This is a genomic window from Actinoplanes sp. NPDC049118, from assembly GCF_040648555.1.
Lineage (GTDB): Bacteria > Actinomycetota > Actinomycetes > Mycobacteriales > Micromonosporaceae > Actinoplanes.
The window spans coordinates 112545-136244 of record NZ_JBEZDY010000017.1 but is presented as its reverse complement, the minus strand read 5'-3'; the positions used below and the strand labels follow the sequence as shown (position 1 = coordinate 136244).

The following is a 23700-nucleotide window of genomic DNA, read 5'->3' as shown; positions in this document are numbered from 1 at the left end:
CATGATCTTTCCGTGGGCGGGGACCTTGTGTTGGACACTGAGCGTTTTTCATCCTTGGTGGATCGGGTTCTCGATGTGGTGGAGGACGAGGATGGCCTGCAGGATCGCGGTCGTCCGGGATGGGCTGCAGCGCAGCTTGGCCAGGAGTTTCCAGACCTTGAGGTTCGCGACGGCGCGTTCTCCGCGGGCTCGGACGCGGGCGTGGGCCTTGTTCACGGCCTTCTGCCGGGCTGACAGTTTCGGCCGGTAGCGGTGACGCTTGAACGGCGTGCGGACTGATCCTCTGGCGCCCTGGTAGGCCTTGTCCGCGAAGGTCATCACGTCCGCGCTGGACAAGGCGACGATGATGCCGTGGGTGCGGGCAGCGGTCAGGTCGTGAGCCGCGCCGGGCAGCGCCGGTGACGCCCAGACGAGGCGCCCGGCTGGGTCCGCGATGACCTGCACGTTCATCCCGTGCCGGCGGTGCTTTCCGGAGTAGTACGGCTTCTGGTCGTTGACGCGGTCGATCGAGATCAGAGTCCCGTCGAGGATCGCGTACGCGAGCATGCGGATGCGGGTCATGGCCGACTGCAGGTCGTCGGCGGCGACGGCGAGCAGGGTGATCGCTTCGCGGATGTAGCGCCAGGCGGTGGCCACGCCGATCTCGAATCCTGCGGCCAGGCAGGTGAGGGTGTCGCCGTTGCGAAGGTGGGCCAGGGCGAGCAACGCCTGCCGGCCGGGATCGAGGCGGCGCCAGCGGGATCGCAGCTGGTATCGGTGGGTGCGGATCAGGTCGGCGAGGTGGTTCAGCGATCGGGTGGACAGCGAGATCGCGGCAGGGTAAGACAGCAACGAGGCTCCCGGTGGGGCATCTTTCTTGGTCGATTGCTTGTCTTACCGGGAGCCTCACCTCACCCGGCGATCGACCTCCCACACGCTGCTGAGCTGCACGATCAGGTTGGAAATGGCTCAGTGGTCGTTCCCTGACTTAGAGCGTACAATCGATTCCCAGATTGAGGGTATGGCGCGAAGACCCTGGCGTTCAATTGAGAATAATCCTCATCTCACAAGGGTGGTTTCAGGCGATCATGAGCAGTGGAGTGGTTCGAATTGCCAGCGCGGCGTTAGAAGCTTGACGCCCGCCCAACGCACAACGCACAACGTTGGTCCTGGCCACGATCCCGCGCTAAACCTTCTCGACGTAACCATTGATTCACTATGGCGAAGGAACTGAGACGTCGGAGGTTTCGATGTGGCCCGGATATGAGTTTGCTGGCAGGTATCGGATGCGTGACCCGCTCGGCGGCGGCGGCTTCGGTCAGGTCTGGCAAGCCGATGACCTCCTTCACGGGATCCTCGTGGCCGTCAAGTTCCTTTTGCCTGAAATCGCCGCGACAGCGCCGCTATGGGTGAAATCGTTCAAGCAAGAGGCCAGGATTGGTGCACTAATAGAGCATACCGGAATTACCAAGGTGCATGACGTTGGCGAATACGCCGGCCAGTGGTACCTCGCAATGGAATTTCTGGAGGGTCAAGATCTGGGAACGATCTTGAAATGCCACCCCCAGGGACTTACGCTTGAGCGATTCAAAGTCATAGCGACACAGATCGCTCAGGCGCTTGAAGCAACGCATCGACATGGCGTCATACATCGCGATCTAAAGCCAAACAATGTAATGGTGCTCCCTGGTGATCATGTCAAGATTTGCGATTTTGGTATAGCACATCTAACGATAGGTTTATCGTCCACGACGTTGAAGGAATTCGCGGTTGGTACGCCTGCATATATGTCTCCCGAACAGTGGCATGGCGATACGGCTGATCATCGTTCCGATCTCTACTCATTGGGATGCATCTTCTACTACATGCTCACGGGTCAACCGCCTTTTACGGAGCAGGCATTGCCTAAGCTAATGATGAAGCATCTTAACACCATGCCGGCACCGTTAGGATCGCTGCGGCCTGACATTGGGGCCGATCTAGAGCGCCTTATCAGCGGAATGCTTGCGAAGAGCCCCATAGATCGTCCGGCGAGCGCTGCTGTTGTTACACATCGGTTGCACCTGGTCGCTTTGCAGAAAGTTCCGGTCGAAGATGCCAACCGAACGTATGCCAGGAACCTAGTTCGGGACGCGACGCGTCTGGCTCGGTCGCTCAGACGCGGCACCGAAAGAGACATGGCGCTTGAAGCAGTCACCCCTGCGATGGTGCTTGTCGGTGTGCCTGGGAGCCGCTTACTCGCAGCCGATATCGACGGAGTAGGGCGCCGCATCAAGGCCCTCGCTGGCGTAGCTGCTGCTCTGGTGAAGGTCGACCTCGACGCAGCGGTGAAACTTGCGCAATATATCTCAAGCGAACTTGGACTGCCGAGTGAAATCCTTGAGTTCAGTGGCATTCTTGCCAGACATGACCCTGATCGGGCGGAGGAACTAGCAAGGTCTCAATATAGCAAAATCGGGAAAATGGAGGCACTCGTTCGGATTGCCGACGGTGTGGCGAGGTTCGACCCAGGTCGAGCGATGGCATACCTGGACGAAGCAGAGGTCCTTGCACGTTCGCTTTTGCAAGATCCGGCCCACTTAGGTGAGGCGCTAGTCGACATCGCGACGGTATTACCTCCCATCGCACAAGGTCACGCGTTGCGCCTTCTAGCCGAAGCTGAACAACTGGTCGTCACGGAAACATGGTCCTACCTTGCGCCGGATGCCCGGGCGCTTTGCCGGATCGGATCGGCACTCGTTCCATTCGACCGCGAGCAGGGACTTGCACTCCTACGAACCGCCGAGCACGTGGCGCGCATAGGGATTTATCCAAGCGCAATCGATGGACATTGGACGTTGCGGGCTATTGCCCGTGCGTTCGCTTCGGTGGATCCAGAACACGCGGAGTGGATCTCCTGCAACTTCCTGGACGACAACGAAGACTTTCGCACCATGCTCGACATAGCGCCCCTCCTCGCGATGGCGGAACCTACGCGTGCCATCCGGTTGCTCTCCAAGGCGGAGGTGGCAATACGGGCAATTGACTTCGGAAAACACTGGAAGTACGAACTGCTCGCTGAGCATGCTTCAGCATTGGCCCTAGTCCAGCCGATGCGAAGCGAAGAATGCGTTCGCAGAATCGAACCGGACTTCGCAAGAGCAATCGCTCTAGCGGGTATTGCTAAAGCCTATCTATCGAATCCAACGGATTGAATGTGCGCGCGAGCGGAAGTCCAACATTCTCTTGAGTTAACCGCCCCTTCTGGCGGGCTTGCTCGAACAATATTGAACTTTCAGCAGAAATGATTTGCGCGTTCCAAACAGCTAACGGCTCATACGAGCAAGCACCTCACATCGGCTAAATCCGGATGCCGCTGGTGTCGCCGAAAATCACCCTGTGTAGCCGTTGATTCTGTGTGCTTGCGCCGGCTCGGCCGCCAGTTTGCCGCTCAGCTCGCGGACGTCGATGGCCGCTGTGTACTCGGTGGCGTACGCGGCTCTGCAACTCGTACGCCGACACGTGCCTCACATGGCTGAAAGATGCTCAGCTGTTTGACCAGCAACTTGGCTTGACAAATGCAGGTAACTACCCAGGACCGCACATAGTCGGGGGAGAGGGGAAAGGTCAGGGTGTCGGCGACGAAAGGTTGCGGCGCTGGCAGGTCGGTGGCTCGGTGAGCTGTTTCATTGACGAACACAGATCTCTCCAGGGTTGGGTGATCAGGAAGAGGATGCGGCGGCGGTGCGGCATCGGTCGGCCGGGGCAGGCGCACGCGGCGGCTGCCATCAGGGGCGCGTCGCAGGCGCGGTGTCGCTTACCGGTGTTCCCGGTCGTTGCCCGTGGTGTCCGCGGCTGCTTCGTCGGCGCATCCACGGACGTCTACTGTCGTGCGTCGAGCGGCAGCGATCGAGGCCATGACCTCGCTGGCGCTGGTCACCAGCCGCGCTGTCTTGTCCGCGATGAGCTGGTGACAGCCGGCCGACACCCCGGAGGTCACCGGGCCCGGCACCGCGCAGACGACCCGGCCCGCCGACGCCGCGCCGCGGGCGACCTCCATCGGCAAACTCGCAGCGAAGGCCTCCACGACCACCGTCGCCGCGCTCACCGCGGCGATGAGCCGCAAGCTCGTCCGCAAGCGGCTGCGCGTAGGTAGCCGGCCCGGCGGGAACGGGCTCAGCACGCTGCCACGCCGTACTGCATGATCAACCAGGCGGCTCACCCCGGAGCTGGAGCGGTGATCAAGGCCCGCCGGGGTAATGACCACCGGCATCCCGCACGATTGGGTCAATACACCGCCCACGGCCCGCGCGCTGATGCCTACGCTGGCCGCGGTGACCACGGTCGCGCCGGCTGCGGTGATGTCGCGACCGAGTTCGGCCGCGATGTACTCGCCGTACGCGGTGCTCGCCGCCGAGCCGATCACCGCAACCGCATGGTGCAGCCGCGCAGCGATATCGGAACCGCCGCCCACCCACACGCACGGCAACTCGTCACAGCCGGTCCCCGCCGGCCAGCCGGCATCACCGCGGATGAGCATCGTCATCCCGGCATCTGCTGCGCGCTCACGCAGCGAAGCACCGAGCGACTGCAACTGCGTCGTTGGATGACCGGGATTCGTGGCCGACGCGGTAGACGCGGGGTAGACCCAGCCGCCGAGCGACAGGCCGTGAGCTGATGCGCTTGCGATCAGCGTTGCTGGCAGGGCACCGCCGACGTAGTAGGACAAGGCCGCAAGCACGGTGCGGGTGTCGTCATCGGTCACGACAGGACCTCCCGGAGCCGGATCGGGCCCGGCGACGCACGCGGACGAAGGCTGCGTCGCCGGGAGGGGACGGCACGAGGCGGCCCAACCGGACGGCAGCCGTGTCCAGCCCCTGCGGCGCCCCGCCTCATCGATGCCATACAGACGGCGCTCCGGCCGTCGTGGCCACTGCGATAGCGGACCTGGTGGGGCGATCGCCGCAGGCGGCTTGACCTGGCCCGGCCGGCTGGGACCGTGCCCGGTCCCCTCCCGCGCGGCAGGCCGGACGCCGCGCGGGATCAGCAGGTCACTGCTCGTTCATGCGCGCTGCCGAAGCGTCGGGGTTTCCATGTCGCTGTTCATCGGCCAGGGCAGACTTCCCGGGTCGATGCGTGCGGTGACGCACTCCGCGACGATCCTGGTGAAGGCGCTGGGCGGCCCGCTGTCCACCGCGCGGCGTAGCGCCTCGCGCGCGAGCATCTCGTCGCCGGTACGCCAGGCCCACCAGGCAGCCAGCGTCGCCACCGCGCTCAGATGACTGTCCGGAACCCGGCGGGTCAGGTCGAACCACAACTGCCGCTGCCACGGCTGACCGTCGGTCGCGCGCCATGCCTGCTCCCGGGCGTGCGGCTGAAGCAAGAGGACGGCCAGCGCGGCCGCCTGGGCGGTGTCGAGTCGCTCGCCCCGCTCCGCTATCCGCAGGGCGTCAGCGACGGTGAATGACCCCGGGCAGGCATCAAGGTGCTCGATCGCCGCGCGGATCTCAGCGTGGGCACCCGGATCGGCGGCGAGCTCGTTGAGCACGGCGGACCGCGACGGCGCCGCGACGTGCCCCTGGGCGATCAGCGTCGCTGCTGACACGGTGACGCGCGGGTCGAAGGCGACACCGGCCGCGGCGACGCAGTCGCAGCCATCCCAAACGCAGCGGTACTCGCCGTCGCTGACCCACAGGCCCCCCACGACCGCCACGTCGCGGCGCAGCCCACGGATGACGTCGTTGAGCACGCCGTGATGGGGAACCCTCCCGTAGCCCAGTAGCACGACGCACGAGACATCACGGCCCGCCACCGCACGGAACTGCGCGACAACCTCGCCCGGCGGTGTGTCGAGGTCCGCTCGTCCCACGGCGCGGATGACGGCGTCCGTGCCGATGAAAACCGCGACGATCGAATCCGTGGGGTGAAAGCCGAACAGGAACGGCACAGCGCCCAGCACATCCTCTGCCGATCGCAGCCGGCAGCGCGCCTTCATACTGTTCATCGAATGAGGCCCTTCGCGACGAGGAATGTCGCCACCGCGGGTGCGGCAGACGACGTCGTCGCGGCCCCAGAGACGCCGAAGCAGACGTCCGGGCAAGCCGGGCGCCTACCCGGTCCCGGGGCCGCGCTGACCCCATCGCGCAGACCGGCCGGGACGCCGGGCGGGCGGACAAGGGACCCGAACCGGCCCGGCACCCGCAGTAGACACACGCCGGCGAGCCGCTTCGACGGGTCCAGGGCCGGGCCGGCACGCCCTTGGCACCCCTCTATGTCAATGCCCCGTCGGGAGCAGTGTTCTAGGGTGGGGTTCGGCGGGTCCGGGAAGTGACTTCTCCGAAGTGTCGGCCATGGGGTTCGGGTCGGCCGCGCTGGATTGCAGAGTCGCCCCCACGTGTCCTCCCGGGCCCGTCCCCAGATGTTTGGCGTCGGCGACCATCCGTCGGTAGACGATGTCGGACAGGCGTCGTTTCAGAGCGCGCATGGCTTCCATCGGAGTCTTGCCGGCGGCGAGTTTGCGCCGGTAGTAGCGGCGGCCTTCGGTGTCGCGTCGGAGTTGGACCACGGCCATGATGTGCAAGACCCGGTTGATGCGCCGGTTCCCGGCCCTGGACAGGCGGTGCCGGTTCTGGTCGCCCGACGACGCGTCGATGGGGGCGGTGCCGTTCCAGGACGCGAAGTGTCCACGGCTGGCGAAGCGGCTGATGTCACCGATGTCGCCGAGCAGACGAGCGGATCCGGACGGGCCGATGCCAGTGAGGTCCTGCAGGGTGCTGCCGGTGGTCTTCACCAGTTCGGTGAGCTCGGCGTCAGCGATCTTGATCTTCTTGTCGATGACGGCGAGTTCGTGGATCAGTTCCGAGGCCAGCCAGCGGCGGGTCTTGCCGACCACGTCACGCGGACGCACGGTATTGAGCAACGCGCGGGCCTGCTGGGTCGACAGGAACTTCTTCGCCCCACCCGGCACCAGCTCGAGCAGCAGGTGATGCAGCCGGCTGACGGTCTCGGTACGCGTGCGTCCAAGTAGTTCACGGCGGTCAACGAGCAGCCGCAGCGCCACGGTGGTGTCGTCGATGGTGACCTGACGCAGGTTGTCGGTGCGCAGGGCGGCCACGGCGACGCTGTGGGCGTCGACCGGGTCGGTCTTGCGGCCCTGGCCGGTAGCGAACACGCGGACGCGGGCGGACAGCTTCGCGGGCACGTCGAGGACGGTTTCGCCGTCGGCGACCAGGCGCTGGGCGACGTGCCGGCCGATGCCACTGCAGCCTTCGACCGCCCAGATGCGGTCAGTGTGCTTGCGGCCGGCGGCGAGCATGGCCTGGTATCCGTTCCGGTCGGTGCCGAACCGGCCCCGGCCGACGGCCTTCTCGCGGTGGTTCATGATCTCGATGGTTGCGGACCGCTTGTGCGGGTCCACGCCGATGACGACTCGCGCCATGCTGTTCCTCCCCGGTTCCGACGACAACGTCGGCGGGAGGGCAGCGCTACTTCGAGCTGGGCAGTCCCCTCTTGAGCCTCTCCGCGCCGCGGTGACCGGCAGAGCGCATGCCAAATGAGAGTCACACCAAACCGCGGTGGACAGCCGCCGACAGAGCGTTCCGCCGGTCACCTCGACCAAGCCTGGCCGGGCTGCGGTCGTAGATCAATTAGATAAGTAGCCGCCGACCGGCGCGGCCTCGGCGCGGCCGGTACAAGCGTCCGGGGCAGCGCGCACGGGCCGAAAGGGAATCCCATGGCGAGCGGCTGCACAACAAAGTCTCGGCTGATTCCTGAGACAGGAGCGGACAGCCTGGGACAGCTGCGGTTATCTACCGGACTCCGTCGGTGACTGGAATTGTCGTTCTCAACGAATTCGCATCGCCGGAATCCGGTATGAATGGCGGTCCCTGTCAATTCTGCTCTGCCCGGGGTGATTTCCGTTTCCTGCAGAGGAACGCCTGCCTGCGTGGGTTCCGGCTTCTCGCAGGGGAGAAAGAATGCTGCGCTTCACTCGAACGGCGACGGTGCGCCGATCAGCGGTCATGGCGGCACTGAGCCTGCTGAGCGCCGGCATCGTCCTGGCCGGAGGAGGTTCTGCCTCGGCCAGCGTGTCGAAGTACCACGGCAAGTGGGTAAGCCAGGTCAGTGGCTGCAACCACAACTATCGAATCGGTAAGACCGCGCGGCTGGTCACCGACACCGGAAAGGACTACGGCTGGGTGGAATGGCGAGCCAGCCGCACGAAGCGCTGCGCCGGCTACCAATGGGTGCGCTTTCATTTCAGCCATGATCTGGGGTTCGTGCGCAACGAGGCAAACACCAAGTACTCGACGATGGCCTACAAGCGCGACCCGTGGGGCTCCAGCCTGGCAAGTAACTGGAAGTACAACAAGAAGAAGAACGGAGTCCGATACCTCAAGGCCGGCGCCTACAACTCGCGCATCTTCTACGCGCCGAACGAGAAGGCATGCGCCCAGCTCGAAACGTACTACTCGACAAACTCGGACCATGGGCTAAACATCAAGGGCCAAGGACGCCACACGGGCGATCTCAGGTACTGCGCCTGACAACAGGGCTGGCTGACAGGCGCACACCCGGACGGGATCCAGGCCGGCGCTCAACCGCCTGGATCAGCAGTCCGCGAGTGCGCCGAGACCGAGCGCCAGGCGCGGGTCAAGGTGCTGGCCGCAGACGCCGTACTCGACCCGGGCGTGCGGTGGGTCAATGTCGACGAGGCCAAGCTAGACCAGAACGACCGGCTCCGGCGAGTAGTGCTGCAGGCTACGGAAACCGGGTGCAGGGAGGGCATGGCCGGCCTGCAGCGGGCCGGGCCGGTTTGCGGGCGACGCCGGTCCAGTAGTAGGCGGCTTCGGGGTGGTCCGGCTGCGCGTCCGGTCGCCAGGCCAGCACAGGCACGAGTCCCGGCTCGCTGAGGTCCCAGTCGCCGAACATCTCCGTAACCTGTGCCCTGGAGCGCGGGACGAAGGTCATCCCGGAGGCCTCGGTGACGTCGACGACGGAGGCCATCGCTTCCGGGTCGAGGTCGGCGGTGGGGTGGCTGATCGCGAGATAGCTTCCCGCAGGTGCCCAGTCGCGTAGCCGAGCGACGATCGCGGACGGGTTGTCGGCGTCGGACAACAGCATCAGCACCGAGGCGAGGATGACCGCGACGGGCTGGCTCAGATCGAGGGTGCCGCCGAGGGCAGAGCTGGCAAGGATCTGGTCGATGTCGCGTAGGTCGGCGTCGAGGTATTCGCAGAGGCCACGGGGATCGCTGGTGAGCAGGGCTCGGGCGTGGGTGAGGACGAGGGGGTCGTTGTCCACGTACGCCACCCGGAAGTGCGGGGCGATGTGCTGCGCGGCTTGGTGCAGGTTTGGCGTGGTCGGGATGCCGGTGCCGATGTCGAGGAACTGGCGGATCCCCGCGTCCCGTGCCAGGTGCCGGGTGACGCGGAGCATCCAGTCCCGGTTCGCGCGCACCATCATCGGGACCTCCGGCACGGCGGCCTTGATCGCTTCGGCGACGGTACGGTCGGCGGCGAAGTTGTCCTTCCCGCCGAGCCAGTAGTCATAGATCCGCGCCGAGTGCGCCACGTCCACGTTGAGGTCGCCACGACCGTCTCGGTACTGGGCCGCGGCAGCGGCGCCGGATGGCAGCTCACTACGTTGCGGGGTTTCGTCGGCCGAAATGGGTGCGTCGTGCTGTGCGGGAATCATGGCCGTGGCTCTCTGTTGCGTTGTTGGGAAGCACCGTGCGCAGGGCGAGTGCCCGTCAGCGCAGCCTGGAGTAGTGCGTTCGCCGCACGGCGAGAACGCGTGCGAGGCTGCGCTGCTGGAGGCTCCCGCCCAGGCGAACGCGTCGCCGCGTGGGAGGAGTCGTCTGTAACCGCCATGCGGGTCACTGGCTCGCCCTGCTGCTGGCAGGCAGCCCGTCGGTAAGCAGCGTGTACCAATAGTCGCGCGTGGCGATGGCGGTGTCGTCGTCCTCGACGGGCGTCGCCGGCCTCGGCCGCAGCTGGCAGATCGGCGGATGTGTGCGGTCGAGGTCGCGCTGGAGCATCAGTGTCACCCAGATCGCGGATTCCCGGTTGATGCTGCCAGGCGCACCGAACAGGTCACCGTGCTCGTCCAGCACGGCGCGGGCTTGTTCTTCCTGGCCGCAGCCGGCCAGCAGACTCAGGTAATCGAAGAGCAGCGACTTGCCCGAGTCGATGAATGGGTTCGGGTGAAGTCGCCATCGGGTCAGCGCGGTGCTGATCTCGTGGTGGGCGTCGGTGCATCGGCCGTCGGCGTGCAGGGCCTTCGCCAGGGACCGACCCGCGTGGGCGGTCCGCTCAGGGCGGCGATCGAACTGCCGCGACACGGGCAGCAGGCGCTGCTGCACCGTGACCGCGTCAACGGTGAGGCCCTGTTCGGTCAGGACTTCTCCGTGGGCGAAGGCGGCATTCAGCCACAGCTCGCTGCGCGTTCCGCAGCAGCGGTCGGCGGCTCGGTAGGCGTACAACGACCAGCTGAGCTGGAAGTCCTCGTCGCGGGCGCCGCGATGACCAACGCACACATCGATATAGCAAGGGTCGGCCGCCTGAAGGTAATCAAGCGCGGTCCAGACCAGGCGCTGATCGTTCGGCGCGGTGATCGGGTCGAATCTGCTCAGAGCCTGTGCGAGCAGCCGCAGCCGTGCCGAGTATTCGCGGCGGGTCAGGAGGCAACGCGCGCGGCGCCTCACCGCAGGCAGTGCCGACAGGTCAAGCCGGGTGTTGTCGCTTCCGGCCCGCGGTGCGGGAGGCGCCGGCGGCGCGAGGTGACGGGTGCCGTTCTCGATCATCGGGCAACTGCGTTGACGTGCCGGGTGCTGGCGGCTCATTCGTGATGTCCCTTCCCGGGCTCGCCGCCGGGGCGCCACATCGGATGCAGGAGCGGACCGGCGTCGGCGATGGGGAACGGTTCGAGGGGGGTGTAGCCGTGGCGCTCGTACAGCGCGTGGTTGCGTGGCCCGGTCGCCTCCAGGTAGGCGGGCCGGCGCGCAGAGTCGAGGTGTGCGTGGTGGTGCTCGAGGAGGCGGCTGCCCAGGCCCTTGCTCTGTAGGACGGGGTGTACGGCTAGGAATGCCAGGTAGTCGTGGTCGCGGCCGGTCGGGTGGTGCCGGTGCATCGAGCTGTCCAGCGTCGTGAATGCTGGTAGGTAGGGGCCGACCGCGGCGGCCAGCTGCTCGTCGTAGTCGGGGATCTCGGCGGTGAGGCCGTCGGCGCTGACTGGGTACCAGATCGCGGCGGCGGCGGGCAGCGGTGCGTCCGTACCTGCGTCCATGATCAGGTCGACGTGGGCGTGCGCGAGGGCGTGCGCGGTGATGATCTCGAAGTAGGGGAAGTAGCGGCTGGCGCGGTCGGCGACCTCGGGAATCAGGTACGGGGCGAGGTCGCCGTCGAAGAACGCGGCCACCAGCAGCATGATCAGGATCTGATCGTCGCTCGGGTCGGCGCGGCGGATGACCGGCACACGCTGCTGCGCGGTGAGGGTCATCGGGCACCTCGCCGGCTCGGGCGGGTGACGCCGTTCCCGATCCGCTCGTACGCGGCTGGCCGGGCGAGTTTGAGGACCAGGGCGACAACGGCACCCAGCAGGCCGAACACCGCAAGCGAGGCCGGGAAGTACCAGCGCAGCATGTTGTCCGGGTCGACACCGAGCAGCAGGTGGAAGTTCGCGACGGTCTGCCACCCGATGCCCGCCAGCAGGACCGCGGCGAGGGCCGGGCAGATCAGCCCGCGCCAGACGCTGATCTGATCTGCCGTGGAGCGGGTGGCACCGGCCGGGCCGGGGACACCACGGATCAGCTCGGCGGTGTTCTCGGCGCGCCGCCGCCGGGATCGCTGGCGGACGAAGTAGGCCAGCATTGCGACCGAGGTCAGCACCATCAGGGCCAGCACGCCGAGGCCGGCGGACGCGGTGATCCAGAAGAACAGCTGCGTGTACGGGTCCAGGCCGGCGATCGCGTAGCCGAGGATGACGATCAGAGCGATGCCCGACTGCAGCAGCGACGCCGCGAACGGGGACTTCGTGCGCTGCGCGGTGCGGCCGAACACCGCGGGCAGCATCCCGTCGCGGCCCATCGCGTAGAAGTAGCGGTTCGAGGTGTTGTGGAACGACAACAGCGCCGCGAACAGGCTGGTCACGAACAGCAGATGCCCGAGGGTGATGACGAACGACGGCAGGAACCCGCCGGCCAGTGCGAAGATCAGGTTGGTGCCCTCGGCGCTGGCCTGCGCGACGATGTTGTCCGGGCCGGTGGCCACGGTCATCGCCCAGGCACAGGCGCCGTAGAGCAGGCCGATGACCGTCAGCGCGATGAACGTCGCGAGCGGCACGGTGCGGCGGGCATTCCGGGTTTCCTCGGCGAAGACCGTGGTGTTTTCGAAGCCGACGAACCCGGCCACCGCGATCGTGGCCATCACCCCGGCGCTGCCCTCCAGCAGCCGCGACGGCGACAGCGTCTCGAAGCTGACCTGGCCCTGGTACGGGTGGGACACCTGCACTACGGCGAACGCCACGGAGATCGCGACTTCCGCGATCAGCAGGACCGCCAACAACCTGGCGCTGAAGTCGACGCGCAGCAGCCCGAAGACCGCGACCACCAGCCAGGCGGCCAGCGCACAGGCCCACCATTCGACATCCTGGTGGAGGAAGGTGGCCATGAACTTCGACGCCTCGTAGCCGAGCCCGCCGTACAGGCCGACCTGCATCGCGTTGTACGCCAGCACGGCGAGGAACGCCGTCACGGCGCCCATGGTTCGGCCGAGCCCGGCGGTGACATAGACGTAGAACGCGCCCGCGTTCGGAAGCTGCCGGGCCACCGCCACGTACGGCAACGCGAAGATGCCGAGGATGACGGCGACGGCGATGTAGGCGATCGGGACACCGCGTTGCTGGGCGATGGCGAACCCGCCGGTCGCACCGCCGGCGATGACGGTCAGCGGCGCCGCCGCCGCCATCACCTGAGCGGTGACGGCGAAGACACCGAGCCGGCCACGGGCCAGACCTGATTTCACGTTACTTATCGCTGGCGCTGGGGGAGCTATTGCTGTCACGGAGAGACTCCAGAAGACGAGGGGTTTGTGATCAGGGGTGAGGTGATCCGTAGGGCCGGTTCCGGGGCACTGGTCAGGCCAGCGTCGCCGCGTCCGCGGTGACCCTGTTCTCCACCGCATCCAGCAGGGCAACCACAGATGGAAACGGCCGCAGCCGGGCATGGACCTGCTGCATCGCCTGCTCGTACGTCCCGGCCGGCGCCGCGTCGAGAACGTTGTGCAGCAGGCCGGAGGCGTGACACAAGCCGGCCAGCACGACGTCGTAGACGTCCAGATCCCGGCGGGAGCGGCAGTGCTCCGAGAGCCTGGCGCGTGGCCAGGCCGCGTTGTTGATCTCCGCAGGCTGGTACGCGGTGCCTCGGCTCAGGCCACGGCGGCGTCGTTCGATGGAGATCTGGTTCGAGCGTGCGAGCCGGTCGGCGACCTCCCGCTCCGCGCTGCCGGCCAGGAACACGATCCACTCCCGGGGAGACAGTAGGTCAGGCTGGCCGAGGACCGTGTCGAGAATCTTGTGCGCCAACGAGTCCAACGGCACTTTTCGCCGCAGCAGAGCATCTCCGGTCAGCTCCACGGACTCGTCCAACACTTCGATCCACTCGCCGAGCGCCAGCTCGACGAGAAGCGCTCCGGCCAAGACCGACCCGACAACGTCGCCGTGCACGCGCAGCAGGCCGGTGCGATCGTCGAGTGCGATGAAGAACAGGTCGTCGGCGAGCTGACGGGTCGGCACTGCGCGCGGCGGCTCCGCTTCACCGACCGTCGAGAACGTCGCCGTCTCATCGGTGGCAGGCCTGCCCGGTCGGTGGCCGTGCCATGCCGGGGACCGCCCGGACGGATGCTGTCCCGGTGGCAGCAGTTCCTGGTGAGTGCGTGCGGCTGGATACACGGACGGTTGCGGCGCTCGGACTAGCGGTTCCCGGTGGCCGGGACCAGCGGGTTGTACCGGCCGAACGCCGTAGCCGTCGGGCTGCTCGCCTGGCCGCGTGTGATCGGTCTGAGGCCTGGCGGGCCGCATGCCCGGCGCGATGTCGGGATCCGCGGCGTGGCGGGGCCCGGCCTGATCGTCGTGTACCGAACGCCCAGATGGTCGACGCGGATAGGTCATATCCGCCAGCACCCTTCGAGGAACCCTCCGGGTTTGAGGAAGCGGGCGTGGGCGATGTGCATGACGATGCCTCCTAAACGAGGTGGCGGATGGGGCACGGTCGAGGAAGGGCGGGTCCAGAGCCTCCCGGTGGTAAGCGAGGGCGCACCCGGATTTCGCCGGGTCACCTGACCGTTCGTAGGAGAGGTCATGGTTGGCTCCGGGGGGCAGCGGCGGCGACGCCGACGCTGACGCTGGTGGCGCCTCTTCGAGCGGCGGGGTGCAGGCGTTGCGCGGTCGTGGCCGGCTGCGTACGGGTGTGCACTCGGACTTGGGAGAAGGTCTCGCCGAAGGCGGCGGCGATCTCGCGCATGCTGCTGAAAGGGTTGGGCCGGGATCGGTGTTGCCACGCCTCTTCGGCGAGCTTTCGGCGTTGCTCGGTGGGGCCACGCCAGAGTGCGCGGAAGGCGGCCGACTGCAGCGCTCGGCCGGCACGGTCGTACTCAAGGACGCCGCCGGTGCCGGCCAGGCGGGTGGTGTAGAGCAGCAGGCCGTCCGGGTGCAGCGCGGCGGCGAGCCGGGCCAGCAGGGCGTCGGCGTCTGCCCGGTGCGGCAGAAGGGACAGCAGCCCGTCGGTGGCGATCAGGTCGAACTGATCAAGGTCGGGCAGGTTCGGTGCGTGGGCTTGCACGGTGGTCAGGGTGAGGTGGTGGCGGCGTGCGTACGCCGCGGCGAGCAGCAGTGGCGTCCGGCAGGCGTCGACGAGCCTGACCTCCAGGCGGTGTGCGGGCAGCAGCCGTGCGAGGACGGCGAGCATCGTCTCGTCGGAGGCGGCGCAGATCAACACCCGCAGCAGCCGGCCAGCGGGCAGCGCGTGAGCGTCGAGGGCGGTCCGGTAGAAGCCGACGTGCCAGCGCGGATTGCCCTTGAGCCCGGTACGGCGGCAGATCCGCCATGCGGCGTGGTACCCGAAGCAGGCTGGCTGGCAGTAGTGGCGGGCGGTGAGCGCGGCACCGGGCACGCTCAGCCGCCACCGCCTTGTCTCCGGTGCGGGGGCCGCGGCGAGGGACGTCATGGCTGGTTCTCCGTGTCGCGTTGGGCGACGAGGTGGAACAGTCGCGCGACTCGGCGGTAGGGGTCGCGGCTTCCGGCGGCCCATTCGGCTTCGAGGGTTTCGTCGAAGTCCGCGCCGACCGGGGCATCGGCGAGGTGGTCGGTGAAGACGCGGACTCCGTACCAGCGCACCAGGGGCGCTCCGGCGCTGGCGAGGATGTCCGCGACCGTGTCGGGGTCGTCGCCCCGGCTGGCAACGCCGAGGTTGCCGGTCTCGGTGTCGGCGTCGATGACCGCGAGGGCGTCACCCCAGCGGCCCTGCAACCCGGGCCGCATCGCGAGGACCTGCTGGTTCTTGGTCATGATGGACAGGAGGCCGCCGGGGCGGGCCAGCTGAACCAGGACGGTCAGCAACGCCTCCGGCTTATCCACGTACATCAGCACGCCGTGGTTGAGGACACCGTCGAAGCTGCCCGGCTCGAACATGCTGAGGGCGTCTTCCCATCCAGCCGGGTGCAGGACGACGCGGTCGGTGACCGTGTCTGGCTCGTTCTTTAGCGCTGCGGCGGCTTCGTCGAGCATCGCTGTGTCCGGGTCCAGGATCGTGACGTGGTGCCCGGCGCGGGCCAGCGTGAGCGCCTGGTGTCCCGCGCCGCCGCCGACGTCGATCAGCCGTTGCGGGGTGGCGGGAAGGTGTAAGAGCAGGGCGCGGGAGAGCAGGGCGTGGCGCAGCGCGCCCCGCAGGCCGCCGGTGTGGCGGGCGTAGGCGGCGGCGAGGTCCTCGGTCCAGGAGTTGGTCATCGTGATCCTTCGAAGGCGGGTAGCAGGGCGGTGAACAGGTGCGGATGCTGGTAGACCAACCGCAGCGACAGGTACCGGTCACGCAGTAACGACGCCAGGTGGCGGCCCTCGGCGGTCGCCGGAAGATGGCCGTTGCGCGCGGCGCGGCGCAGGGCGAGCAACGCGTCTAGGTGGGCCTCGACGAACGCCTGGTCGGGAAGCGGGGCGCCGAGCCAGCGCGGCACGAGTGCGGCGGGCATCAGCTCCCACACCACCGCGTCATCCAGATCGCCGCCCGTCGTGGTGGTGACAAGGTGTGGCAGCCGCACCCAGCCAGGCCGCAGGCCCGGCCGGTCAACGGCAGTGATCCACACACCGTCCAGGAAGGTTGCGGCCCGAACCTCGGCCAGATGGACGGCGAAGGCCGACGCCAATCCGCACCGCGAATCGTCTGCTGCGCCCGCCACCACGGTCACCGTTCGCACACCCGGGCGCACGGCGAGGCGGATCGCGGCCGGCTCGGCGACGTTGTCGCTGATCGGCGTCGACCAGATCACCGAGCCGGCGCCGCTCTGGCCGGCCCAGCGGCCATGGGCGCCGGGGTGGGAGCCAGTGCTCAGGAGCACTGGCTCCCGCACGGCCGTCAGGTCGCCGAGGTCGGCGTGGGCGAACACCCGCTCGCGGCTCGTGCCGGTCATGATCGTGGCCCGAACCGGGTGTAGTAGCGCTCCAGCAGACCGCAGCTCTCCAGGATGCGATCGGTGGCTGCGACATTGTGCCCGCTGCTCAGGCCACCGCGGTCGGCGCGGGCGAGCGTGGCCATGCCCACCAGCAGGCTGGCCAGCACCAGGTCGGCGTACTTGTTCGGCATGCTTTCGGCGTAGTGGAAGTTGATCGGCATGCCGTCGCCGACCACGGTGACGGTCGGCCCGTGCCCGAAGTGCAGCCGCATTCCGACTACGCCAGCGTCCGACACTGAGCGGGCTGCTTCCTGTAGGTCGGCCAGGGCGAACTCGGTGTTGCGGGAGGTCGTCGACACGAGGTAGCAGTCGCGGCGCAGGGCGGTGGCGTGTTCCCCGTGTAGCGACGTCCGCCCGGTAGAACCTATGATCAGCAGCGGCTGATGGGCGGCGAGCAGATCATGCAGCCGGCGGCCGGTGACGAAGCCGCGCTCGTGCGCGGCCACCGTCCGCACCAACGCTTGGTCGAAGACCGCGACCCGCATCCGCCGGTCCCGCAGCAACTCGGCAATCTGTTCACCGATGCGGCCGTACCCCAGCACCAGCGCGGGTTGACCCTCGAACTTCTCATCCGGCAGCAACGCCAGCACGTTGCGGACCGCGGCGTCAGCCACCCCGAACGGCTCGATCGTCGCCTTGAGTCGGGACTCGGCCACCGAGAAGACCGGCATCGGCAGGGCATCACCGAAGCGCTCCAGCTTGGTGATTCCGGACGTCGTCTGCTCCACTAACCCGGCGAACGCGTCCACCAGTTCCGGATGCGCGTCGAGCAGGACCGGCAGGGAATAGCCGCCGTCGTCCACCAGCATCCCGACCCGCCCGGCACGCCTCGCCCGGGCGGCGTGATCGGCCAGAGCCTCGCTCGCGCGTGTCCACGGCCATACTCGGATGCCGGCGCGGCGCAGATGCGCGTCAACCCGCCCGGTGTGCCGGTATCGGTAGCCCTTGTCCAGCACGGTGATCACATCCGATGGCACGCCCATGGCCTGGGTCGCGTCGACCATCACGAGGAAGTCGGTCATGTGGTGCACCGTGAGCACCGGGGCTATCCTGGCCAGGCACCGCCGGGGAAGGAAGTCCGGCATCGTCGCCGTCAACGGCATCTGCTCGTGAAGCGCCCGCATCTCCCGATTGGTCAACCCGATCCGCTCCACCGCGGCGAGGACCTCCGCGAGCTGGGCGGCGCCCAGCTCTCCCGGATCCTCGACCACCGCCGTTACCAGCATCGTCGCGCTCGGGTGCGCCTCCGGTCGCGCCGGGGGCGTCACGGTGACCCGAATCCGGGCGTTGCCGGGAAGGCGCAGCCGGACGTCAGTGGCGGGGCCCTCGCTGGCCTTTACCGGGCCCATCTGCGCCATAGATTCGATGACCTGCACGGTCAGGGCGGGCCCGTCAGCGGCATCGGCGCAGACGAGCAGGCTGGCCGCAGCTGGCGCGCTGAGCTGCTTGCGGGTCACCGGCGGCGCCTCAGCAGTGATCATCGATTCTCCTAAAGCGACGTTGTTCCCAGGGCCAAGACCGCGCCCGCGTATCGACCGCGTTGTGTGGTGCCGCCCGCCTTACCGGGCACGGCAGACCGGCGATGTGTGCGCCGTGGCAGGGCGTCTGCGCTGAACCACGGTCGAGTCGAAGAAACAGCCGGCCAAGGGGCAGCACGGTGACTGCGGTGCAATGGAGGCCGGAAGACCGGACACGTGCGGCGTCTCCCCGGGTGCGTGTTTCGGTGGTACTTCTCGTGTGCTGATTCAGTTACTGGATCAGCTAACGTCCTTGATAGACATGTCGGGAAGTGTCGGAGGCGTGGATCGACAAAGTTCCGACATCGACCCTGACTCGTTCGGGCTTCGGATTTGTATTCACGTCGGCGTCACCGACTGGCCAACCACCCGTCGCCACGGAAACGACGTCGACGCAGTGCAGAGATTGAGCACATGGTATTTCGCAGGTGGGCCTACCTGCACGTCTACCGCCCAGCGCAGGGTTGGCGATCAATGACGGCGATGCCCCGTTGCTGTCGGAGAATGTCGGAGCTGCACGCCGACGCTTTCCGACATCACGAGGGCCGTGGTCGACTCAAGGTGGTGTCTGTGGGATGCCTGGCGAGACGGCTGGAGGCCGGCCTCTATATCGGCGGGAGTCGTCTATGAAGCGTTTGATTGTCGACACGCACGCATCGTCGTGCTACTTCCGCACCTCGGTCGGCGGCGGGGGCCGCAAAGCACTGGTGCAGATCACCGAAAGGTGCAATCTGCATTGCGCCCATTGTTTTGTCTCGTCGACACAGGCCGGCGCGGATATGCCGCTCGCGGCATTCACCAATGAAGTGCTGCCCCGGTTAGTGCGCGCCCGAGTGGAGCGAATGACCTTGACCGGGGGCGAGCCGTTCGTGCATCCGGATCTACTAGCGATGTGCCGTGCCGTGATCGAGTCCGGCCTGCCGCTCGGGCTGTGCACGAACGCGACGCAGACCAGCGACGCGCAGATTGCCGAGCTCGCACAACTAGGCGGGGTGCACGTCAACGTGTCGTTCGACGGTTTCCGGCCCGAGAGCCACGGCAAGTTCCGGGGGAGCAGGACGTCGTTCGAGACGACGATGGCCACGACGCGTAAGTTCGCCGCGGCCGGACTGTTGCAGGGCCTGCTGTCGACGCCGAATGCGCTGACCCGGCCGGACGAGTTCGCCGATCTATGCGCGTTCGCTTTGGAGATCGGCGCCCAGTATGTGCTGATGAATCCGCTGTCGTCGTTCGGACGGGGCGTGAAGAGTCAGGGCAGGCTCGCGGCCGACACCGATGCCATGCGAGCCATTCAGGCGGTGACGGACCGGTTCGCCGATCAGCTCGACGTGGTGCAGATCCGTTTCCCGAACGACACCCTGCCACTGGGCGGCTGCGATGCGGGCCGGCTCATATACGTGTTCACCGACGGACAGGTGGCGGTCTGCCCCTACCTCGTGTTCGCCGCGCGCACCCCGGCGTCGATGTACCAGGACACGGAGTTCCTGGCCGGCAACATTCTCGGGCCGCACGACACGGTCACCAGCACTCTGGATGAATACGACTTCCACCAGCGATTCATGGTCGGCGACAACCCGACCTGCGGCGGCTGCGCGCTCAGTGCCAGCTGCGGCAAGGGCTGCCCGGCGGCCGTGGTGGCGCGAGGGGGCCTCATCGGTGACGTCGATGCCGAACAGTGCCCAGTCGTAGAACCGCGCCACAGGCCGCGGTTGCCGCTGGTCGGCGTGGCCCGATGACGGCGCTGTTTATCGCGATCGAGGGACCGAACGCGGTCGGCAAGACCACGATCGCGGAGCTACTAGCTGACCAGCTCGCCGCGATCGGAGACTTCGGGGTGCACCTGACCAGCGAGCCGACCCGTACCCCGTTAGGGCAGTTGCTGCGCCGGCAGGAGAGCCTCCTACACGGCCGAGCGTTGGCCCTCGCATTGGCTGCCGACCGGGCCGCACACGTAGACACCGAGATCATCCCGCAGCTCGACGACGGCCGGCACGTGGTCACGGCGCGATACGTGCCGTCCTCGCTGGTCCTGCAGCGCATCGACGGCCTCGACCTCGACGAAATCTGGTCCTACAACCGGTACGCGTTGCCGGCCACCGTCGTCTACCTCGAGGACGATCCCGCCACGATCCGCGACCGCCTCGCCCGACGCCCCGTGCTGTCGCGTTTGGAAGCCAGCGGCTCACCGGAACGCGAGCTGTCTCTCTACCGCGAGGCGAGGGACTTCCTGGCCGATCAACAGTGGCGGCAGCACACCATCGACTGCGCCGGCAGACGACCTGATCAGGTCGTCGCGGACATCCTCGGCTCCCTCATCAGCCCTGCTTGCTGATCTGATAGGACTGCTGGCGTGCTGTCGCTGCTCACGCTCAACCTCCAAGCCGCCGCGGTGCCACGCGCCGGGCGCATCCTTGACTGGCTGGCCGCCCGAGACGATCACACGATCGTGCTCACCGAGACCAGCAACGGTCCCGGCACCGCCTATCTACTCGACCGCTGCCACGAGGCAGGACTGCTGGTCGCGTACCGTCCGTCGCCCGATGGGGACCGCGGCTGCGCCCTCATCAGCCGCGTCCCTGCCACACTTCGATCGGAGCTCACCGACCGCATCTCCCTGCCCGGCCGAGCCGTCGCGGTCACCCTCGATACCGACCCTCCAGTCACCCTGCTCGGGATCTACGTGCCATCCAGTGACCGGGCACCAGCCAAGGTCGCCAAGAAGAAGGCCTTCCTGAGCAGCACGATCGAGGCAGTGGCCGAGATCCCTGCCCACGAGCGCCGTCGCCTGGTCCTCACCGGCGACTACAACGTGATCCACCGCGGCCACACCCCGACCTATCCGGCGTTCCAGGCATTCGAGTACGCATTCCTTGACCAGCTAGCCGACCTCGGGTTGACCGATGTCCACCAGCACTTGCACCCCGGTGACCAGGTGCACAGCTGGTACGGCCGAGGCGGCAACGGATACCGCTTCGACTACTTCCACACTGGGGACGCCGTCACCGTGGCCGCGGTCAGCTACCGCCACCTGGAAGACCCCCGCACAACGGGCCTCTCCGATCACGACGCCATCGCGTTCACGATGGCGACGGCGGCACCACGGCTGCTGCCGACAACGGACCTGACATCGGCCGCACGAACCTTGTTCTAACCGGCCGTGCTCGTCATGTTCCGGATCAGCGTGTCGTAGGTGTCCGTGACACGCTGGACCGGCACACCCAGCGAACGCACCAGCGCGTCGAGTTCAGCCTGCACCCGCTCGCCCGAATCCGCGCAGCTGACCACGCACTCCACCTCGACGAACGTGCCGAGCCCGTCGATGACATCCACGCACACGGCAACGCCGCCCCAGCCACCGGTTCGGCGCTGCTTGACGATCCGGACCGTCGGCACCCAGCCCATCACGCCCAAGGCGGCCTCCATCGCCTCACGGTCCGAGATCACACACTCGTGTTCCAGGCACGCCATCTCATTGTCGATCGGCTTCTTCACCGTGAACAGATGCCGGCCGTCCTGCGTACGGAGACGTGCGAACGGCACCCCGACTTTTGACATTCCGTACGACCACCAGGCCGGCGCGAACGCCTGGTCGTCCTGGGCGCATGGACCAGACAACACGACATCCCGCTCGGTGAGCGCCGCGATCAGCCCACGAAGATCGACGACGCGATATTTGGCCTCGACCTCAAGGTGGTGCCCAATGCGTTGACTGACCATGGGCGCAGAGCATAGGTGCTCCCGCGGGCTTCGCGGCCCGCTCGGCAGGACGCGGCAGCGTCGGGAAATTGTCGGAGAATTGTCGGAACTAACCTGTGAGTGTCCAACGCGTCACCGTCGTGCACTACAGTCCGATCGGCACGGTCCACCCGGGCCGCCCGCTTGCGCCTAAGCGGCGAGGGCGCGGCTTGATGGCATAGAGGTTCCAGGCCAGCATCGGGAGGAGGTCAAGTGCCTCCCGATGGTGCACCCGAGATGGACGCGCAGTGGCGGGAACTCGGTCGCCGACTAGCCGAGCACCGAAAGGCTTGCAGCCATACCCAGGAAACTCTCGCGCCTCTGACCCATTTTGGTCGGAGCACAATCGCCAACGTGGAACGGGGCCGGCAACGAATTAGCCGTGCCTTCTGGCAACGCTGCGATGAGATCCTCGGCACCGGCGGCTTACTCAGCGCGGAATATGACCGAATCTGCGCTGCACTCAACCGGCAGCGGATCGCTGGCATTAGCCAAGTCTCAGCGATGTCCCGATCGCCCTCTCCACAGGCTCAGGGGCAGTCGCCGTGGCGGCCGGCAACGATGGGTGCCCTGGTCCGGTCAGACCGAGTCGGCACTCCTAGCGACTCCACGGCAAGCGCGGACTGTACTCTCTGGACGCCGCCCGGACAGTGGTTTCCCACGATGGCCATCCCTGCCCAGACCTTTCCAGCCGTGCTGGGAGAGCAGGTGGTGACACGGGTGCCACACCAGTACGCCGACGACCCCTTCATGCTGCACCCCGGGCGTGCGCTCGTCGTGGGACAGACCGCTGATCCTCGCCCAACGGCGTACGTCCTGGACAGCAGACAGGCTCGCCGGAATCTGCGCGGGGCGGCACCGGACGCCCGGCTGCTCATCCCCCGTGCCTACCACCTTGATCAACTCACCTTGGCGTTGCTGTGGGCCGTGGCAAATTTCGACGCAGCGCTGCTAGCTGATGATGCGCTACTCGCTGCCGGCCTTGCCGACAGCTACGGCTACGCGCGGATGAGCAAGTCAGCGGTCAGCCGCGACCTGGTCACCGACGCAAGCACCGCCGGTCGCATGTGGCTGGGTTCGCAATTTTGCGCCGATCACATCCGAAGGCACGCCACTCGCCTTACCGATACGCCGGTGTTCTGGACTCGGGAGCAGCGTGGTGAGGAAGCCGCGACCTGGCTTCTGTTTACCCACAAATACGATTATCTGAGGGAAACCTCGGGTGGGATGCCGTCGGGCGGTGACCCGATCGTGCGGGTGTTCTGCATCCCTAGCGACGCGGTCGCTGACTCCCCGGCCGGCGAGCGTGCTCTGCTCCTGCTCGCCGTAGCCCTGATGGAATCCTGCGGCATCCATACCGCGATCACCGATGCCCCTGAACTCGCCGGCACGGCTGGGTTCGTTACCGATCGGCATAGCCAGGCAATTACCGCTACGTGGGTCGGTGCCGACGGGATTTGGTACGTCGACGTCGCGGACGATCGCGCCACCTTGCACACCTACCGCGACGCGACCGGCCATGCGATCAACCATTGCGTGATCGCCGCGCCTTCCCCGCACGAACGGCTGCGGAACCTGGCCGCCTACCTGGATCTGGACTGGGCCTGGCTGACCACCCGGTGCAGCGAGCTGGCCCTGCACGGCACTGCAGGCCTCGCGCAGCCGCGCAGCCGCCTGCTGTCCCTGGACGGCGTCGATCAAGCATGCCGATTTCTAGCCAAGAGCGGCCACTATGCCGACTAAGTTCATGATCGCCCAGTTGCATGGTTGGA

At 67.0% G+C, this 23700-nt stretch carries 20 protein-coding genes and 1 pseudogene; 7 read left to right on the top strand and 14 right to left on the bottom strand.

The annotated features are described in order from the left end of the window. Window positions 1-48: 48 nt before the first annotated feature. Window positions 49-831, bottom strand: a complete 783-nt coding sequence (locus AB0B58_RS26590; RefSeq protein WP_360228907.1) for a transposase family protein — start codon at window positions 829-831, stop codon at window positions 49-51. 434 nt (window positions 832-1265) lie between these two features. Between AB0B58_RS26590 and AB0B58_RS26585 the strand changes: the two genes are divergently transcribed. After that, entirely contained in the window at window positions 1266-3173 is a 1908-nt protein-coding gene (locus AB0B58_RS26585; protein WP_360228904.1) for a serine/threonine-protein kinase, read from the top strand. A gap of 602 nt (window positions 3174-3775) precedes the next feature. Here the strand turns inward: AB0B58_RS26585 and AB0B58_RS26580 are convergent. The 3 genes from AB0B58_RS26580 to AB0B58_RS26570 all read right to left on the bottom strand — a co-directional run bounded on the left by AB0B58_RS26580 (window position 3776) and on the right by AB0B58_RS26570 (window position 7396). Continuing rightward, window positions 3776-4723 (bottom strand): DNA-processing protein DprA, encoded by a 948-nt coding sequence (locus AB0B58_RS26580; protein ID WP_360228901.1) that lies wholly within the window; start codon window positions 4721-4723, stop codon window positions 3776-3778. 297 nt (window positions 4724-5020) lie between these two features. Continuing rightward, window positions 5021-5962, bottom strand: a complete 942-nt coding sequence (locus AB0B58_RS26575) for a DUF4192 domain-containing protein (RefSeq protein ID WP_360228898.1) — start codon at window positions 5960-5962, stop codon at window positions 5021-5023. 270 nt (window positions 5963-6232) lie between these two features. After that, a complete protein-coding gene (locus AB0B58_RS26570; protein ID WP_360228895.1) occupies window positions 6233-7396 on the bottom strand; it encodes an IS110 family transposase in 1164 nt (387 codons plus the stop codon). A 538-nt stretch (window positions 7397-7934) separates the two neighbouring features. Between AB0B58_RS26570 and AB0B58_RS26565 the strand changes: the two genes are divergently transcribed. Continuing rightward, complete coding sequence (locus tag AB0B58_RS26565) at window positions 7935-8504, top strand: hypothetical protein (RefSeq protein WP_360228892.1); 570 nt, start codon at window positions 7935-7937, stop codon at window positions 8502-8504. A 214-nt stretch (window positions 8505-8718) separates the two neighbouring features. Here the strand turns inward: AB0B58_RS26565 and AB0B58_RS26560 are convergent, their stop codons facing one another. The 9 genes from AB0B58_RS26560 to AB0B58_RS26520 all read right to left on the bottom strand — a co-directional run bounded on the left by AB0B58_RS26560 (window position 8719) and on the right by AB0B58_RS26520 (window position 18157). Then, complete coding sequence (locus tag AB0B58_RS26560; RefSeq protein ID WP_360228889.1) at window positions 8719-9654, bottom strand: SAM-dependent methyltransferase; 936 nt, start codon at window positions 9652-9654, stop codon at window positions 8719-8721. Window positions 9655-9835: 181 nt separating this feature from the next. Further along, window positions 9836-10762 carry a hypothetical protein gene (locus AB0B58_RS26555; protein WP_360228886.1) on the bottom strand — a complete coding sequence of 309 codons (927 nt, stop codon included), beginning with the start codon at window positions 10760-10762 and terminating at the stop codon, window positions 9836-9838. 35 nt (window positions 10763-10797) lie between these two features. Beyond that, on the bottom strand, window positions 10798-11457 hold the full coding sequence (locus AB0B58_RS26550) for a GNAT family N-acetyltransferase (RefSeq protein WP_360228883.1): 660 nt from the start codon (window positions 11455-11457) through the stop codon (window positions 10798-10800). After that, complete coding sequence (locus tag AB0B58_RS26545) at window positions 11454-12980, bottom strand: APC family permease (RefSeq protein WP_360228880.1); 1527 nt, start codon at window positions 12978-12980, stop codon at window positions 11454-11456. Before AB0B58_RS26545 ends, AB0B58_RS26550 begins: the two co-directional genes overlap by 4 nt. A 112-nt stretch (window positions 12981-13092) precedes the next feature. After that, on the bottom strand, window positions 13093-13749 hold the full coding sequence (locus tag AB0B58_RS26540) for a GPP34 family phosphoprotein (protein WP_360228877.1): 657 nt from the start codon (window positions 13747-13749) through the stop codon (window positions 13093-13095). A 562-nt stretch (window positions 13750-14311) separates the two neighbouring features. After that, complete coding sequence (locus AB0B58_RS26535) at window positions 14312-15178, bottom strand: hypothetical protein (protein ID WP_360228874.1); 867 nt, start codon at window positions 15176-15178, stop codon at window positions 14312-14314. Further along, complete coding sequence (locus tag AB0B58_RS26530) at window positions 15175-15957, bottom strand: methyltransferase domain-containing protein (protein WP_360228871.1); 783 nt, start codon at window positions 15955-15957, stop codon at window positions 15175-15177. The genes AB0B58_RS26535 and AB0B58_RS26530 overlap by 4 nt, the downstream gene beginning before the upstream one ends. Continuing rightward, window positions 15954-16610: a hypothetical protein gene (locus tag AB0B58_RS26525; RefSeq protein WP_360228868.1), complete on the bottom strand. Its 657-nt coding sequence runs from the start codon at window positions 16608-16610 to the stop codon at window positions 15954-15956. The genes AB0B58_RS26530 and AB0B58_RS26525 overlap by 4 nt, the downstream gene beginning before the upstream one ends. A 20-nt stretch (window positions 16611-16630) precedes the next feature. Next, complete coding sequence (locus tag AB0B58_RS26520) at window positions 16631-18157, bottom strand: hypothetical protein (protein WP_360228865.1); 1527 nt, start codon at window positions 18155-18157, stop codon at window positions 16631-16633. Between the two features lie 662 nt (window positions 18158-18819). Between AB0B58_RS26520 and AB0B58_RS26515 the strand changes: the two genes are divergently transcribed. The 3 genes from AB0B58_RS26515 to AB0B58_RS26505 are packed head-to-tail and all read left to right on the top strand — an operon-like array spanning window position 18820 to window position 21344. Beyond that, a complete protein-coding gene (locus AB0B58_RS26515; RefSeq protein ID WP_360228862.1) occupies window positions 18820-19929 on the top strand; it encodes a radical SAM protein in 1110 nt (369 codons plus the stop codon). After that, the gene (tmk, locus tag AB0B58_RS26510) at window positions 19926-20525 is read left to right on the top strand and encodes a dTMP kinase (RefSeq protein ID WP_360228858.1); all 600 of its coding nucleotides are present in this window, start codon (window positions 19926-19928) and stop codon (window positions 20523-20525) included. The genes AB0B58_RS26515 and tmk overlap by 4 nt, the downstream gene beginning before the upstream one ends. Window positions 20526-20543: 18 nt before the next feature. Beyond that, window positions 20544-21344 (top strand): endonuclease/exonuclease/phosphatase family protein, encoded by an 801-nt coding sequence (locus AB0B58_RS26505; RefSeq protein ID WP_360228855.1) that lies wholly within the window; start codon window positions 20544-20546, stop codon window positions 21342-21344. On the opposite strand, the gene AB0B58_RS26500 is transcribed toward AB0B58_RS26505, so the two are convergent. Further along, window positions 21341-21910 (bottom strand): CYTH domain-containing protein, encoded by a 570-nt coding sequence (locus tag AB0B58_RS26500; RefSeq protein WP_360228852.1) that lies wholly within the window; start codon window positions 21908-21910, stop codon window positions 21341-21343. The two genes, AB0B58_RS26505 and AB0B58_RS26500, sit on opposite strands and share 4 nt — an antisense overlap. A 255-nt stretch (window positions 21911-22165) precedes the next feature. On the opposite strand from AB0B58_RS26500, the pseudogene AB0B58_RS26495 reads away from it, so the two are divergent. Continuing rightward, window positions 22166-22348 (top strand): annotated as a pseudogene (locus tag AB0B58_RS26495) (helix-turn-helix transcriptional regulator); the annotation flags it as partial. A 243-nt stretch (window positions 22349-22591) separates the two neighbouring features. Next, on the top strand, window positions 22592-23671 hold the full coding sequence (locus AB0B58_RS26490; RefSeq protein ID WP_360229019.1) for an XRE family transcriptional regulator: 1080 nt from the start codon (window positions 22592-22594) through the stop codon (window positions 23669-23671). Window positions 23672-23700 lie beyond the last annotated feature (29 nt).